Annotated in this window: 15 protein-coding genes; 9 read left to right on the top strand and 6 right to left on the bottom strand. The window is 61.6% G+C overall.

The annotated features are described in order from the left end of the window. Window positions 1-142: 142 nt before the first annotated feature. From PO860_RS04045 to zwf, 5 genes are all read left to right on the top strand, one after another. Entirely contained in the window at window positions 143-826 is a 684-nt protein-coding gene (locus tag PO860_RS04045; RefSeq protein WP_183606146.1) for a TetR/AcrR family transcriptional regulator, read from the top strand. Between the two features lie 75 nt (window positions 827-901). Beyond that, a complete protein-coding gene (locus PO860_RS04040) occupies window positions 902-1351 on the top strand; it encodes a hypothetical protein (protein WP_183606145.1) in 450 nt (149 codons plus the stop codon). 577 nt (window positions 1352-1928) lie between these two features. Continuing rightward, window positions 1929-3203, top strand: a complete 1275-nt coding sequence (locus PO860_RS04035) for a hemolysin family protein (protein WP_183606144.1) — start codon at window positions 1929-1931, stop codon at window positions 3201-3203. A 121-nt stretch (window positions 3204-3324) separates the two neighbouring features. Further along, a complete protein-coding gene (gene tam / locus PO860_RS04030) occupies window positions 3325-4095 on the top strand; it encodes a trans-aconitate 2-methyltransferase (RefSeq protein ID WP_273884174.1) in 771 nt (256 codons plus the stop codon). 108 nt (window positions 4096-4203) lie between these two features. Then, on the top strand, window positions 4204-5712 hold the full coding sequence (gene zwf, locus PO860_RS04025; protein ID WP_275038187.1) for a glucose-6-phosphate dehydrogenase: 1509 nt from the start codon (window positions 4204-4206) through the stop codon (window positions 5710-5712). A 32-nt stretch (window positions 5713-5744) separates the two neighbouring features. On the opposite strand, the gene PO860_RS04020 is transcribed toward zwf, so the two are convergent. The 3 genes from PO860_RS04020 to PO860_RS04010 all read right to left on the bottom strand — a co-directional run bounded on the left by PO860_RS04020 (window position 5745) and on the right by PO860_RS04010 (window position 7225). After that, a complete protein-coding gene (locus tag PO860_RS04020) occupies window positions 5745-6035 on the bottom strand; it encodes a hypothetical protein (protein ID WP_183606141.1) in 291 nt (96 codons plus the stop codon). A 236-nt stretch (window positions 6036-6271) separates the two neighbouring features. Next, window positions 6272-6727, bottom strand: coding sequence for an NUDIX hydrolase (locus PO860_RS04015; protein ID WP_272783237.1), 456 nt, complete (start codon window positions 6725-6727; stop codon window positions 6272-6274). Window positions 6728-6832: 105 nt separating this feature from the next. After that, the gene (locus PO860_RS04010) at window positions 6833-7225 is read right to left on the bottom strand and encodes a hypothetical protein (RefSeq protein ID WP_272783236.1); all 393 of its coding nucleotides are present in this window, start codon (window positions 7223-7225) and stop codon (window positions 6833-6835) included. Between the two features lie 220 nt (window positions 7226-7445). Here PO860_RS04010 and PO860_RS04005 point away from each other — a divergent pair, with 220 nt between their 5' ends. The 3 genes from PO860_RS04005 to PO860_RS03995 all read left to right on the top strand — a co-directional run bounded on the left by PO860_RS04005 (window position 7446) and on the right by PO860_RS03995 (window position 12805). Continuing rightward, a complete protein-coding gene (locus tag PO860_RS04005; protein ID WP_275038186.1) occupies window positions 7446-9005 on the top strand; it encodes a helicase HerA-like C-terminal domain-containing protein in 1560 nt (519 codons plus the stop codon). Between the two features lie 368 nt (window positions 9006-9373). Continuing rightward, a complete protein-coding gene (locus tag PO860_RS04000) occupies window positions 9374-10963 on the top strand; it encodes an ABC-F family ATP-binding cassette domain-containing protein (protein ID WP_272783234.1) in 1590 nt (529 codons plus the stop codon). Between the two features lie 324 nt (window positions 10964-11287). Further along, complete coding sequence (locus tag PO860_RS03995) at window positions 11288-12805, top strand: ABC-F family ATP-binding cassette domain-containing protein (protein WP_272783233.1); 1518 nt, start codon at window positions 11288-11290, stop codon at window positions 12803-12805. A 36-nt stretch (window positions 12806-12841) separates the two neighbouring features. On the opposite strand, the gene PO860_RS03990 is transcribed toward PO860_RS03995, so the two are convergent. The 3 genes from PO860_RS03990 to PO860_RS03980 all read right to left on the bottom strand — a co-directional run bounded on the left by PO860_RS03990 (window position 12842) and on the right by PO860_RS03980 (window position 14937). Beyond that, window positions 12842-13621: a VOC family protein gene (locus tag PO860_RS03990; protein ID WP_272783232.1), complete on the bottom strand. Its 780-nt coding sequence runs from the start codon at window positions 13619-13621 to the stop codon at window positions 12842-12844. Window positions 13622-13700: 79 nt separating this feature from the next. Next, on the bottom strand, window positions 13701-14168 hold the full coding sequence (locus PO860_RS03985) for a DUF1579 domain-containing protein (protein WP_275038185.1): 468 nt from the start codon (window positions 14166-14168) through the stop codon (window positions 13701-13703). Window positions 14169-14208: 40 nt separating this feature from the next. Continuing rightward, window positions 14209-14937 (bottom strand): DUF899 domain-containing protein, encoded by a 729-nt coding sequence (locus PO860_RS03980; RefSeq protein ID WP_273883287.1) that lies wholly within the window; start codon window positions 14935-14937, stop codon window positions 14209-14211. Between the two features lie 68 nt (window positions 14938-15005). Here PO860_RS03980 and PO860_RS03975 point away from each other — a divergent pair, with 68 nt between their 5' ends. Next, window positions 15006-15527 (top strand): MarR family winged helix-turn-helix transcriptional regulator, encoded by a 522-nt coding sequence (locus PO860_RS03975; protein ID WP_272783229.1) that lies wholly within the window; start codon window positions 15006-15008, stop codon window positions 15525-15527. Window positions 15528-15554: the final 27 nt, after the last annotated feature.

Genomic DNA, 15554 nt, shown 5'->3' with positions numbered 1-15554 from the left:
TTACCTCGGTTGTTGATCCCACTGCCGTTCCAGATCGGCCGCAGCATATGTTGACATCGCCCACTTAAGTGCTAGAGTGGACAATGTCAACATACCCCGTCAGAATGTTGACGAGAGCAACTTAACAATCTAAATGGATGGCATGACCCAAGACATTTCCACGAAAGACCCGCGCCCGTACCACCATGGCGATCTGCATAGGGCCATCGTAGAGGCCGCACTCGACGTCCTCAGCGAGTCTCAAAGCACGGAGTTTTCGCTTCGTGAACTCGCACGTCGGGCGGGCGTCAGTCACAACGCCCCGTACAAACACTTCGCCGACAAGCGCGAATTGCTGGCAGCCGTCTCGGCGGTTGGGTTCGAACTACTGGCGAAGCGGATGGCCGAAGCGACCAAGGAACTCGACAGTCCGAGCGAGCGGCTGGCGGCTATGGCACGCGCATATGTCTCCGGCGGCGTTAACAATCCGGCGCTCTACAGATTGATGTTCGGCGGCTACCTCGGTCAGGACGATGGGCGTCCCTTGATCGAAAGAACTGCGGCCTACAGCATGAAAGCCCTTATCGTTGACGCGATTTCCGACGGCGCTCTCGGGCACCCAATTGCAGATACTGAGGCGAATACCCGCACGTTCGATGGGGCGATTCTTGTTTTCTGGTCCCAAATGCACGGTCTAACTTTGCTGCTGGCGGATCGCCTCGTCGGCCCCAGCGACAAGATGGAGGAGCTGACTGAGAGCGTCTTGCAAGGCATGCTCGAGGGATTGGCGAATTGTATCCCCGCAATACCATCAGGCGTGTGGGTGGGTCCTCCGCTTGCCGAATAGGCCGCGAGGCTCGCGGGCAACCACTCTGTCATTTGCGTGGTGCCCACCCCGGCTCGTTCCAAGAGGAGAAATCTCATGGACGCATACATCTCTGCTCTGATGGGGCTCGCCGGCATCGCGATTGGCAGCCTGACCTCGTTTGCCTCCACCTGGATGACGCATCGATCACAGGTGAAGGAAAAGCAACGCGAAGCCGAGGCTGTCAAACGCGAAAAGCTGTTTTCCGATTTCATCGCTGAAGCCACGCGGCTTTACGGTGACGCACTAAGCCACCAGAAGGACGACGTTTCCGACCTCGTGCTGCTTTATGCACTGGTCGCCCAGATGCGTCTGATCTCATCCCGTCCGGTCGTGGATGCAGCCGAGCTGGCAATGGTAAGGATCGTCGAAACCTATTTGACGCCCAATCGCTCACTCTCCGAAATCCGGGATCTTGCCCGTTCCGGCGCGATGAACTTTCTCCTCGATTTTGGTGAGGCTTGCCGGGCAGAATTGGCGACAGGGCACCTGTCTATCGGACGATAGGATCTTACGGCACGTGCTAGAAACGTTAGCAACCCCTATTTGTGGAGAGACAATCTTAAGGCCCGTTCGGTGCTCGATCACTGGCGAGGTATGCCAAGGCACTTGCAGAATACGCCAACACGGTTGTTCCTGCATCGCTGCGAAACACGAAAAATCTCCTAAAATCGTCAACCAGAACGCGGTGCTGCTGCCGTTGTCGAAACTGTCACATCAAGACGCTATAAGGATTTTCGCCCGGCGCCTCTTGCGCCGATAGCGTTTCACCTTCAAAATTACGCCATGCCTGACAGCGACCCATCCAGTAGAAGCTCCGCCCGTTCGAACCGGGATCTCCCGGCCGAGGACGCGGGTGACCGCTGTAGACGGCGTGGCGATGCCCGCCTCACCTCGGGTCTATCACGGTTCGCGCTGAGAGGGCCGCTTTCCGCTTTGCCGATGACAGGCCTCGTATGGCCGGCTCCCTCTTACCGACGGCATATGACTTCCACTTCAGAGGAGCGGTCCTTCGTGACGACGACCGCGCCTCGCCGCGTCGCCTGATGAATGCGGCATTGCAACCTCAAAGAATAGGGTCCCTGTGTTTCTGGAAATTGGAATTGTGGCGTTTCTCACCATCCTGAATGGTGTGCTCGCCATGTCGGAACTGGCCGTTGTGTCTTCTCGGCCAGCCCGCCTGAAGGTTCTCTCCGACAATGGGAGCAAAGGCGCAGCGCAAGCAATCAAACTTGCCGAACACCCCGGTCGCTTTCTCTCCACGGTGCAGATCGGCATCACGCTGGTCGGTGTTCTCTCCGGCGCTTTTTCGGGGGCGACACTCGGGGGCCGCCTGAGCGGATGGCTGGAAGCCCAGGGATTGTCGTCGACGGCCGCCGATGCCGTTGGCGTCGGCTCGGTCGTCGTGGCAATCACCTATCTTTCGTTGATCATCGGCGAACTTGTTCCCAAGCAGATCGCATTGCGAGAACCCGAAGCGGTTGCGGCGAAGGTGGCGCCGGCTATGGCGGTGCTTTCAAAAATTGCGCTGCCCCTCGTCTGGCTTCTGAACGCTTCCGGAAATCTCGTCCTCAAGCTCTTGGGCCAAGCGGGAAAAGGTGGAGACAATGTCTCTGACGAAGAGATCAAGACCGTTCTGGCCGAGGCGCAGTCGGCTGGCGTTATCGAAAGCGAAGAGTCCGCGATGATATCAGGTGTGATGCGGCTGGCGGACCGCACTGCCCGCGCGCTGATGACACCCAGACGAGACGTCGAAATTATTGATATTGACGACAGCCTTGATGAAATCCGCACCCAGTTGCACAGGACGAAGCGGTCGCGGCTGCCCGTTCGCAAAGGCAGTTCGGACGAGGTGATCGGTATCCTTCCGGTCAAGGACTTTTACGATTCGATGTCCGAACACGGCAGTGCCGACATCAAGGCTCTGACGCAGGACGTTCCGGTGGTTTCAGACCTTTCAACGGCGATCAATGTGATTGAAGCCATCCGGAAATCGCCGGTTCACATGGTGCTGGTTTTCGACGAATACGGCCATTTCGAGGGGATTGTTTCGTCGGGCGACATTTTGGAAGCGATCATGGGGGCTCTGCAGGAGGGACCTGTCGACGAACAGGCCATCGCTCGCCGAGACGACGGTTCGTACCTGGTGTCCGGCTGGACGCCGATCGACGAATTCGCCGAATTCTTGAATCTCAAGCTCGATGACGATCTCGAATATCAGACTGTGGCCGGCCTGGTGTTGGAAGAGTTGAAACATCTGCCGGAACTGGGTGAGAGCTTCACGAGAGACGGATGGCGCTTCGAAGTCGTCGATCTCGACGGGAGGCGCGTGGACAAAATACTCGTGTCTGCGGCGTGAAGGTCGGGGTGCTTTCGTTTCCGATAACGTCGCCTGCGAGATCGTCAAGCTCGACGGCCGCAACATCGACGGGATCGGCCTCCGCCACATGGGATGTGGCCTGACATCAGGAGTGAACGCCATGGCCTGGTCTGCCAGCCAATATGCGAAATTCGAGGATGAACGCACACGACCGGCACGTGACCTTCTGGCGCAAGTGCCGCTGCAAAGCATCCGCCGCGCCGTCGACCTCGGCTGCGGGCCGGGCAATTCGACCGAACTCATCATCGAGCGTTATGGGGCCGAAGGCGTCTCCGGCCTCGACAGCGACACGAACATGCTGGCGGCGGCGCGCAAACGGCTTCCGGGCACCGATTTCGTCGAGGCCGATCTTGGCAGCTGGCGACCAGCTGAACCAGCCGACCTGCTCTTTGCCAATGCCGTCTTCCAATGGCTGCCCGACCATCTCGATATTTTCGACCGGCTGATGGACGGGCTGTCCGAAGGTGGCGTACTTGCCGTGCAGATGCCCGACAATCTAGGCGAACCCTCGCATCTGGCGATGGAGGAGACCGCCCATGCCGGTCCGTGGAGGACTGCTTTCGAAGGAAAGAGCGTGCGCCGCAAGGGGCTGCCTGCGCCATCCGCCTATTACTCCAGGCTGATCGCCAAAGCCGCGCGCGTCGATATCTGGCATACCATCTACAATCACCCGATGGCGGATGCTGCCGCGATCGTCGAATGGGTGAAGGGAACCGGGCTGATGCCTTATCTCGCCCAGGCCGGCGAAGAGCATCGCGAGGCGTTTCTGGCGGATTACCTCAAGCAGGTGGAAAAAGCCTATCCCAAGATGTCGGACGGGCGGGTGCTGCTCAGGTTTCCGAGGATTTTCATGGTGGTGGTGAAGGGTTGAGGCCGCCCAGGAGGGTGTCAAATGCTCGTTATCCCTCACCTCGCATGGTGCTTGCGGCAAAACCGGCACGGACTATAGTCGGCCGGAAAATCTCAGGAGATGACACACATGGACGCTGCCCCAACACCGCCGGTCACCCTCGTCATCTTCGGCGCCACGGGCGATCTGACACGCCGCCTGCTGGTGCCGGCGATCATCAATCTGACGCGTGAACGCCTCGTCGGCGAGGATCTCCACATTCTCGGCATAGGCATCGAGCCGGGTGACGACGAGTTTCTGCGCGGGCGGCTCGACCAGTTCCTCGACCATCTGAGCGGCGAAGAGCCGACGCTGAAGGACGAAGCCTGGGAAAGCCTGCGCCGGCGCATTTCCTATACATCAGGGGATTTCACCAAGGACGATATTTTCGTCGAGATCGGCAAGCGGCTGGGGCCGAATGCCAATGCCGCCTTCTATCTCGCGGTGCCGCCATCCTTCTTCGGCACGATCGTCGAGAAGCTCGCCGCCCATGGCCTGACCGATGAAAAGGAGGGGGTCTTCCGCCGCGTCGCCATCGAGAAGCCGTTCGGCACCGATCTCGCCTCGGCGCAGGCGCTGAATGCGCAAATCCTCGCCCAGATCGGGGAAAGCCAGGTTTACCGGCTCGACCATTTCCTCGGCAAGGAGACGGTGCAGAACCTGATGACGGCGCGCTTCGCCAATATGATGATCGAATCCTTGTGGAACAGCCGCTATATCGACCATGTGCAGATCACCGCCGCCGAGATCGTCGATGTCGGCAGCCGCGGCAAGTTCTACGATGCCACTGGCGCGCTGCGCGACATGGTGCCAAACCATCTCTTCCAGCTGCTGGCGATGATCGCCATGGAGCCGCCAAACAGCTTCGACGCCGAAGCGATCCGCAACGAAAAGAGCAAGGTGCTGAAGGCGCTGCGCATCTATACGCCAGAAGAGGCCAAGACGCACGGCGTGCGCGGCGCCTATACGGCAGGCCCGCTCAATGGCGCTCAGCTTCCGGCCTATCGCGACAGCAAGGATGTTTCGCCCGACAGCCGGACCGAAACCTATGTGGCGCTGAAGCTCTATGCCGATACCTGGCGCTGGGCAGGCGTGCCCTTTTACCTCAGAACCGGCAAAGCGCTGACGGCGCGCGACACCGAAATCGTCATCACCTTCCAGCCGGTGCCCTTCGCGCAGTTTCGCGAGACCGACGTCAAGCGCCGCCTGCCGCCGAACCGCCTGGTGATCCAGGTGCAGCCGGACGAGGGCATGAGCATGGAAATCTCGATCAAGGCGCCGGGGCTTTCGGTCGATACCACGCCGGTCTCTCTCGACTTCCGCTATGCCGACAAATTCGATATCGGCAAGACCACAGGCTATGAATCGCTGCTCTACGATCTCTTCATCGGCGATCAGACGCTGTTCCAGCGCGCCGACGGCATCGAGGCCGGCTGGGCGGCGGTGCAGCCCTTCCTCGATATCTGGGCTGAGGATGAGAGCGTGCCTGACAGCTACGCGCCGGGCAGCATGGGACCGGGCTGTGCCGACGTGCTTATCGAGCGCGACGGGCGGCGGTGGCATGAACTCGGCGTTTTGCTGCACAAGAACGGCAAATAGCCGGTCCTGCTTTCTGATCCGGGACTATCCCGTCAGCGGCAGGCGTCGCTTAGCGTGCCGTCGCGTTCGGCCGCGCGATACTGGCGTGTTCCCGGACGCGGGCAAGCCGTCCGATCGGACGGGATGACGACGGTGATATTATCGCTTTCAATGGGAGCGAGATCGAGAGGAATCCTGATTCCGCCCGATTCCGCATCCGGCACGGTGCCGGGCGGCATGCCGCCGAAACGTCCGCTATTATCCATGTCGCCGAGGGCCTGGGAGAAGGCAGGAGCGGCAAAGCCGAGGAGAATGATCGAGGCTGCTGCAATCAACGTACGCATGACCATATTCCTTCTGATCTGGCCGATATGAAACGAGCGGGGATGCACCGTTCCAGCCGATCCGGCCACCAGTGAAAAAATCCGGCATCACCTAACGTAGGGTCGGTCGATGCCGATTTCCATCTTGCGACGCACGCAGCCGGATGGATTGGCCAGACCTTGGAAGCCGATCGACGCGTTGACGATCAAAGTTTGGTGATCGGCCGACGCGGCCTCGGAGTGGTGCGATATCAGGCTCAGTCGCGCCAGCGCAGCAGCAGGTTCTCGAGACCTGTCGGATAAAGGTCGGTGCCGGCGTCACGCAGCATATCGCGGCCGAACCAACGAGCCGTCGCCGCCATCTCGTCGAGCTCGGAATAGCGGATTTCGTCGCGCTCATAGAGCGATGCGTCGGCCAGTTCAATGTCGGCGGCGAAGATGAATTCGTGGCCGGTCGCGCCATGATGCTCGAAGATGTTTTCCAGCAGATGCCAGGGGCCGACGATGCGGATGGCGGTCTCGAGTTCCTCCCTGAATTCGCGGTGCAGGGCCTTCTCGCGGCTCTCGCCGAACTCAATTGCGCCGCCGAGCGGGCGAACACCCTTAATGCGGCCACTGTCATCCTCCACTTCCGCAGCCAGCAGCCGATCCTCGCGCCAGGCAAGGCCGATCACCTTTACCCTGATCTGCTGCGACGGGCGCCAGACGGTCATGGGCTCTCCTTCTATCCAAGGGACAGCGCTTACTCTTCACCTCGATGCTTCCGGGGCGAGAACAATGAGCCCGCCGCGAAGCGAGGCTCCTGATGATCTGTTATTTCAAACGAACTGGCTGAGGCCCGGAACAGAGCCTACGACCTCGTCGACGACCTCCTCGCCGGCATATTGCTTGGCGATCGCGATGGTCTCCTTGGCGAGCGAGGTGATCTCGCCCATGCCGAGGCCTTCGCTCATCAGCTGCTGGCCGAGGCCCATAATGCCGCCGCCGCCGAGCGAGCTCATCAGCCCGCCGAGCAGGCCGCCGCCGCCGGCACCTGCGCCATTGAACTGGGCGACGAGATCAGCGCCGCCGGGGATCGCTTCGATCATCTTGGCAACCGGGCCATCGGCGGCTTCGCGCTGCAGGAAGCCAAGCATCATGCCGAGCGCCTTTTCGGCCAAATCAGGCGCAATACCCACGCGATCGGCGATCTGGGTCACAATTTCATTCATCGTCAGCCTCCTATTTTTGACGTTAACGTCAACGTTATTCGAAATTCCACAGCAACTCAAGCCGGCCCTCCCCGGGCGGCACTTTGTCCAGTTTGGCTTTTAATGCAAACAGTTGTCCGTACCCATCTCCCTGCTTATAACAGGGAAACGATGGTTCGATGAAGGCGGCGGAAGCAAGCCTTCTCATAAATGGCGGCAGAGCCCCAAGGGAGCATTCCGAATGATCGAGGAAGGCAAGATTTTCATCGGCGCGAGCCGCAATCCCGATGACAGCATCAACAAGCCGGAATATCTCGACCTGAAGTTCGGCAACCGCCACGGCCTCGTCACCGGCGCCACCGGTACCGGCAAGACGGTGACGCTGCAGGTGCTGGCCGAAGGCTTCTCGCGGGCCGGCGTCCCGGTCTTTGCGGCCGATATCAAGGGCGACCTTTCCGGCATCGCCGCCAAGGGCGAGGCCAAGGATTTTCTCACCAAGCGGGCCGAGCAGATCGGCTTCAGCGACTATGAATTCGACCAGTTTCCGGTGATCTTCTGGGATCTGTTCGGCGAGAAGGGCCACCGGGTGCGCACCACCATCGCCGAGATGGGACCGCTGCTGCTCGCCCGGCTGATGGATGCCTCCGAACCGCAGGAAGGCGTCATCAACATCGCCTTCAAGATCGCCGACCAGGGCGGGCTGCCGTTGCTCGACCTCAAGGATTTCAGCTCGCTGCTCAACTATATGGGCGAGAACGCCAGCCAACTTTCCAACCAATACGGGCTGATCTCCAAGGCCTCGGTCGGCTCGATCCAGCGGGCGCTGCTGGTTCTCGAACAGCAGGGTGCCGAGCACTTCTTCGGCGAACCGGCGCTGAAGATCACCGACATCATGCGCACAAGCAATAATGGCTACGGCCAGATCTCGGTGCTGGCCGCCGACAAGCTGATGATGAACCCTCGGCTTTACGCCACTTTCCTGCTCTGGCTGCTCTCGGAACTCTTCGAGGAACTGCCCGAGGTGGGCGATCCCGAAAAGCCGAAGCTGGTGTTCTTCTTCGACGAGGCGCATCTGCTCTTCAACGACGCGCCAAAGGTGCTGACCGAACGTGTCGAGCAGGTGGTGCGGCTGATCCGTTCCAAGGGCGTCGGCGTCTATTTCGTGACGCAGAACCCGCTCGACGTGCCGGAAACGGTGCTCGCCCAGCTCGGCAACCGGGCACAGCATGCGCTGCGCGCCTATTCGCCGCGCGAACAGAAAGCGGTGAGGACGGCGGCCGATACCTTCCGTGCGAATCCGGCCTTCGATTGCGCCACCGTCATCACCAATCTCGGCACCGGCGAGGCACTGGTCTCGACGCTGGAAGCCAAGGGCGCACCGTCGATCGTCGAGCGCACGCTGATCCGCCCGCCATCCGGCCGCGTCGGCCCGGTGACGGATGACGAGCGTCGGCAGATCATGGACAGGAGCCCGGTTCTCGGCGTCTATGACGAGGATGTCGACCGCGAATCCGCCTTCGAGCTGCTGGCGGCGCGGGCGAAGAAGGCAGCGGATGCCGAGGTTGCCAAGCGGGCGCAGGAAGAAGCGCCTCAGCAGGGCAGCACGACCTCCGGCTGGTCCCTGCCGGGCTTCGGCGGCGGCAATGACGACAATCAGGGCCGCGGCCAATCACGCGGCCGGGCTTCCGGCTACCAGCGCGAGACGGTGGTGGAAGCGGCGATGAAGAGCGTGGCGCGGACCGTGGCGACCCAGGTCGGCCGGGCGCTGGTGCGCGGGATATTGGGGAGCTTGAAGCGGTAGGGTTTGCGGCGTGCCGCAAGCCCCCCATCCGCCTGGCGGCACCTTCTCCCCGCAGGGCGGGGCGAAGGGACCAAGCCGCACCCTCTCCGCTCCCATCTCGCTCTCGCAGGGCACCTCCCTCGCCCCGCTTGCGGAGGTCCGAAAGACGGGGCGAGACGAGTGGCTCGACCCCGGTAAAGTTAGGGTGACGGTCACTCTCAGGATGAAGCAGTCGAGGAAAGGGGACAGCAAGTTGGCACTTTGCCTTGAACCTTCCGCCACAGTCCCTAAATTCCCTGCCATCGACCATTTCAACAGGATGTGTGCCGCAATGGATTTCAACCCGATCGCAACGCCAACTTGCCTTGCCAACGGGGAAATCCATATCCATGCCTGCATCCATCACTCTCTCGCATCTTTCGTGGTCCGCGCCTGACGGGCGGTCGCTTTTTTCCAATCTTGACCTGAGCTTCGGGGCGGAGCGGACCGGCCTCGTCGGTCGCAACGGCGTCGGCAAGACGACGTTGCTCAAGCTCATATCTGGTGAGGTTCGTCCTCTTTCGGGGACGATATCCGTCAACGGCAGCCTCGGCATCTTGCACCAGAGCGTTCAGGTGGCGCCCGAGGAAACGGTCGCCGATCTCTTCGGCGCAACCGGGGCACTTGCCGTTCTTCGCCGTGCCGAAGCCGGCGACGCGACTGCCGACGAGCTTGCATCCGCGGACTGGATGCTGGAGGCCCGCATTGCGTTGGCGCTCAATCGGACCGGGCTCGACGTGCCGCCGGACACACCACTTGCCGCACTCTCCGGCGGGCAGCGCACGCGTGCCGGGCTTGCCGCTCTGATCTTTGCGGAACCGGATTTCCTGCTGCTCGACGAACCGACCAACAATCTCGATCGTGAGGGCCGCGAAGCCGTGATTGCGCTGATCGGGAGCTGGCAGGCAGGTGCGATCATCATCAGCCATGATAGGGAATTGCTCGAAAGCGTGGATGCGATCGTGGAGCTGACATCGCTCGGCGCGACGCGCTACGGCGGCAACTGGAGCCATTATCGCGAGCGCAGGGCACTGGCGCTCGCCGCCGCGCAGCACGATCTCGCCGATGCGGAAAAGCGCATGGCCGAGGTTGCGAGGAGCGTTCAGGCGACGGTGGAGCGGCAGGCGCACAGGGACCGTGCGGGACGAAAGATGGCCGCCAAGGGCGGCATCCCGCGCATCATGCTCGGCGGAATGAAGGAACGGAGCGAAACGACGGGCGGCGACAATGCCCGTCTCGCCGAGCGCCGGCAGGCTCAGGCACTGGAAGATGCAACAGCAGCGCGCAAAAAAATCGAGATCCTCCAGCCGCTGTCAGTAACTTTGCCGGCGACCGGGCTGCCAGCGAACAAGATCGTGCTGAAGATGGATGCGGTGATATCGGGCTATCAGCCTGATGACCCTGTCATCAGCGATTTCTCCTTCGACATAACCGGACCGGAGCGTATTGCCGTCACCGGTCGAAACGGCTCGGGCAAGACGACGTTGCTGGCGCTTGTCACCGGTGATCTCGAACCCTGGAGTGGAATGGTCAAAATCATGACCGCTTTCTCGATGCTCGACCAGAAGGTGAGCATCCTCGATCCGTCAGAGTCGATCCGCGACAATTTCCGCCGGATCAATCCGCAGGCTGATGAAAACACCTGCCGGGCGGCTCTTGCCCGCTTCATGTTCAGGGCTGATGCGGCACTACAAACCGTATCGACGCTGAGCGGCGGGCAGTTGCTGCGCGCCGGCCTCGCCTGCGTTCTGGGGTTTGCACCGCCGCCGCTGCTGATCCTCGACGAACCGACCAATCATCTCGACATCGACTCGATCGCTGCAGTCGAGGCCGGACTGCTGGCTTACGATGGCGCACTGCTCGTCGTCAGCCATGACGAGACGTTCCTTGAGAATATCGGGATCACACGGCGGCTGGAGCTGCCTTCCGGCGCTGTCTGACACGCCCCGGCCTCTTGCCTCTTTTTGCAGGCAATGTTATTTGCACCTTGCAACCTTTTCGAGAAAGGAGGATCACGCAATGCAATATTATTTCCGGCATCATCGCCAGCGTGGTCCCGTCAACGCCCTGCAAATGCGTTTGCAGGGCTGACCAGAGACCGTTTCTCGACATCTCTTCCTGGTCTGCCCTCGTGGCCAATGCGGCGCTGTATCCCAAGATTCGAGCACGCATTCCTGTAACTTCCCGGGCCTGATACGCGCAATCCTGTGATGGCTGAACGCCCCGGATCGTGCCGACCACCCGGTCAAGACCAGAGAACGATCATGACTCTCATCAATATCCGCAATCTCGGCGTGACGCTGGGCAATCCGTTGTTTTCCAAGCTCAATCTCGTCGTCAACACGGGCGACCGCATCGGCCTCGTCGCCGCCAACGGGCGAGGGAAATCGACGCTGCTTGCCTGCATCACCGGCGCGCTGGAGCCGAGCGAGGGCGAGATCACCAAGGCGCGCGGGCTGACCGTCGGCCATGTCGCGCAAAATGTGCCGCCCGGGCTTTTCGACACGCCGTTCTACGATGCGGTGCTGCAGGCGCTGCCGGCCGATCAGGCCGAAAGCGAAAGCTGGCGCGTCGACGTGGTGCTGGAATCGCTCGAGGTGCCTGAGGTGATGCGCGGCCGGCCGCTGAAACAGCTGAGCGGCGGCTGGCAGCGGCTGGCCATGCTTGCCCGCACCTGGGTGAGCGAGCCCGACGTGCTTTTGCTCGACGAACCGACCAACCATCTCGACCTCGAAAAGATCGCCCAGATGGAAGCCTGGTTGAATGCGCTGCCGGGCGACGTGCCGGTCATTCTGTCCAGCCACGACCGCGCCTTCCTGGATGCAACGACCAACCGGACGCTCTTTCTGCGGCCGGAGCAATCGCCGGTCTTCGCCCTGCCCTACACCCGGGCACGCGCCGCACTCGATGAGGCCGATGCCTCCGAGGCGCGGCGCTACGAGCGCGACATGAAGGTGGCCGAGCAACTGCGCAAGCAAGCGGCGAAGCTCAACAATATCGGCATCAATTCCGGCAGCGACCTGCTCGTCGTCAAGACGAAGCAGTTGAGACAGCGGGCGGAAAAACTCGAGGATGCGGCAAAACCGGCGCATCTGGAGCACTCGGCCGGCGCCATCCGGCTTTCCAACCGCGGCACGCATGCCAAGGTGCTGGTGACGCTGGAAGACGCGGCGGTGACGACGCCTGACGGGACGCTGCTCTTCCGGACCGGCCGGCAATTCATCTGCCAGGGCGACCGCATCGTGCTGCTGGGCCTCAACGGCGCCGGCAAGTCACGGCTGATCTCGATGCTGAAGAGGGCGATCGAAACGCCGGAGACGGTGCGGGACGGCATCAAGGCGACACCGTCGCTGGTTCTCGGCTACGGCGACCAGGCGCTTGCCGATCTCACCGACACCGACACGCCGATCGGCACGATCATCCGCCGTTTCGATGTCGGCGACCAGCGGGCGCGTGCCTTGCTGGTTGGGGCGGGCATGACGATCGACATGCAGGCAAAACCGATCGGCCAGCTTTCCGGCGGGCAGAAGGCGCGGCTCGGCATGCTGGTGCTGAGGCTGACGGAACCGAACTTCTACCTGCTCGACGAGCCGACCAACCATCTCGACATCGAGGGGCAGGAAGCGCTGGAGAGCGAGTTGATGGCGCACGAGGCGAGCTGCCTGCTGGTATCGCACGACCGCAGCTTCGTGCGGGCGGTCGGCAACCGGTTCTGGTTTATCGAGAAGAAGCGGTTGGTAGAAGTCGAGAACCCGGAAGGGTTCTTTGCTTCGGTGGGATAGTGAATGTTGGGCGTGCCGTACGGCACGCCCAAACACCTATCGCTTCGGCGCCACCAGGCAGAAAAAGGCACCCTGCGGGTCGGTGGCCTGGATGATCCAGCTGCCGCCGGGGACTTCCATCGGGCCGTGGACGACCTTGCCGCCGCCTGAGGTGACGCGTTCGATCGCGGCATCGATCGCCGGCACGATGAAATAATAGCACCAGAAGGGCATCGGCATATTGTCAGGCTTGGTCATCATGCCGCCGATCTGCCGGCCATTGCGAGCGAAGAGGTAGTAGACGCCCATCGGACCCATGTCCATTTCGCTGTCCTTCGTCCAGCCGAACAGCTTGGAATAGAAGGAGACAGCGTCCTTGCCGTTGCCGGCATAGAGTTCATGCCAGCCGATATTGCCGGGCGCGTCGAAGGCCAGTTCCGGCATGGGCTTCTCCATCGGCGCCGGCGTCATGATGCAGAGCACCGCGCCGCCCGGATCGGCGACGACGGCGAAGCGGCCGATGGTCGGGATGTCTTCCGGCGGACGGCGGACCGAACCGCCATTGGCGGCAAAATCCTTGGCCGACTGATCGACGTCGTCGACGTCGACATAACCCGTCCAGTTCGGTGGAATGCCCTTACCCTCGAGTTCGGCCGGAAATTCCATCAGGCCGGCGACGCCGATGCCGTTCGCCTCGAAGATCGTATAGGGCGGCATGCCCTCCATCTTCATTTCGGAGGTCGTCCAGCCGACGACCGAGCTGTAGAATTTCGCGGCAGCCGCTGTGTCGGGGGTCATCAACTCGCACCAGATGAACTTTCCATGCGTCTCGGACATCATACTCTCCCTTTTTCGACGCCCTTTTCCCGAGGCCTCTCTTTCGAAACCCCTTTCTCAAGGTTGAGCGCCGCGATTGTCAGATCTTGCGGGCGTAATGTGCTTCCATGAATTGCTTCCAGGAACCGTCGGGCTGCCTGGCGCTGGAGATGAAGGTGCGGTGATCGGCGTCGGCGAAGGCGATCTGCTCGCGGTAATCGGCAAGCCCCTCGCCGTTGAAGTCGGGCCCTGTCGTGTAGAGGTCCAGCACGTCGCCGGATGCATCGAGCTCGCCCTCATAGACCCACATATAGTCCATCATGCTGCCGATCCAGCTGCCGATATATTTGCCTTTTGCGGCGTTGTAGCCGAGCGTCAGGATGCTGGTCGCCTGCTTGCCATCCGGCATGCGGCCGGTGCCTTCGGCGACGAACCAGATGCCGTGCAGCGAGCGCACGGTCTCCGTCCAGTCCTCGCCGCCAGACATTTCGGGTGCACTGACGGTCCAGTCGCCGACCAGCCTTTCCAGGAAGGAATGTTCCTTTAGCACTTCTGCGGTCTTCATCATCCTTCTCCCTTGAGTGATGGTGGCCTGGAATTGCTCCAGTTTAGTGACAGCAGGATGGCGCCTTTTGAGCCTCCTCATATTCGTCATGGCGGCGCACGAAATTCATCGTGCTGTCCTCGTTGCGGCCCTTCGGCGCCCGGTCGAGGATCATCAGGGTGCCGATCAGTTCCTCCGGCCCGCGGGCATAGCTCGAATAGGTATGGAAGACCTCGCCCTTGTCGTTGCGGTAGAAGGCGCTGAGGCCCGGCAGTTCGTCATTTGCATCATCAGGCGGCATAGGCGTGAAATTGTAAAAGACCTTGTCTTTGGCAAGGTCCTCCGGGCTGAAAGAGACGTGATAATCGAAATTGAAATCGCTGCCGAAGGAAGAGACCCAGGGGAATTGCCAACCCATGCGCTTCTTATAGGCGGCAATCTTGTCGAGCGGCGCGCGCGAGACGGCGACCCAGGTGACGTCATGATGGTTGAGATGCGGCAGGGCGCCGTCGACATGGTCGGACAGGAAGGAACAGCCGGGGCAGCCGGCATCCCAATCGGGACCCAGCATGAAATGATAGATCAGCAGTTGGCTGCGGCCGTCGAAGAGATCGGCAAGCGATTTCTTTCCCTCCGGCGCATCGAAGACATAATCCTTGTCGACCCTTACCCAGGGCAGCGCCAGCCGCGCGGCGTTGACGCTGTCACGCAGCCGCGTCGCCTCCTTTTCCTTCAGCAGCAAGGCGCGGCGGGCTTCCAGCCATTGCTCACGGGAAACAACTTCATTCTGCATGGAATGCGCCCTCCTCCGGCACGCTCCTTCTCCTTGACTAAATACATTGATATCAATAGAAATGGAGCATGTCAAATTCGATCGAGATTCCCTTTTCCACGACGCTGCTGGTGCGCGACACCTGCCTCTGCTTGCATGTGCAGCGGGCGGCGCGCGCGCTGGCCCGGCTGTTCGACGATGCGCTGAGGCCGGCCGGACTGACCAATGGGCAGTTTTCGCTGATGATGTCGCTGAACCGGCCGGAGCCGCCGCCGATGGGACCGGTCGCCGCCCTGCTCGCCATGGATCAGACGACGCTGACGGCGGCGCTGAAGCCGCTGCAACGCAAGGGCTGGGTTGATGTGATGGAGAACCCGAAAGACCGGCGCCGCCGGCTGCTGAGCCTCACCGCCGAAGGCAAGGCCGCGCTGGCGAAGGCGCTGCCGATCTGGCAAGCGACGCATGCGGCCCTCGACGACACGCTGCCGGACGGCAATGCCGGACGGCTGCGGCAGGATCTGCAGGCGTTGTCGGGGATGTCGAGTGAAATGCCGAGGCCGGCCGGATCGCCGCGCCGGCCGCGTTATAGCGAACGGGCAAGGGGCGAATAGGGCGAGCCGGACAGCCTCTGGGATCTT

It is taken from the genome of Rhizobium binxianense (genome assembly GCF_028994275.1).
Lineage (GTDB): Bacteria > Pseudomonadota > Alphaproteobacteria > Rhizobiales > Rhizobiaceae > Rhizobium > Rhizobium binxianense.
Note: the sequence above shows the minus strand (reverse complement) of the source record. Positions and strands in the feature narration are given on the sequence as shown.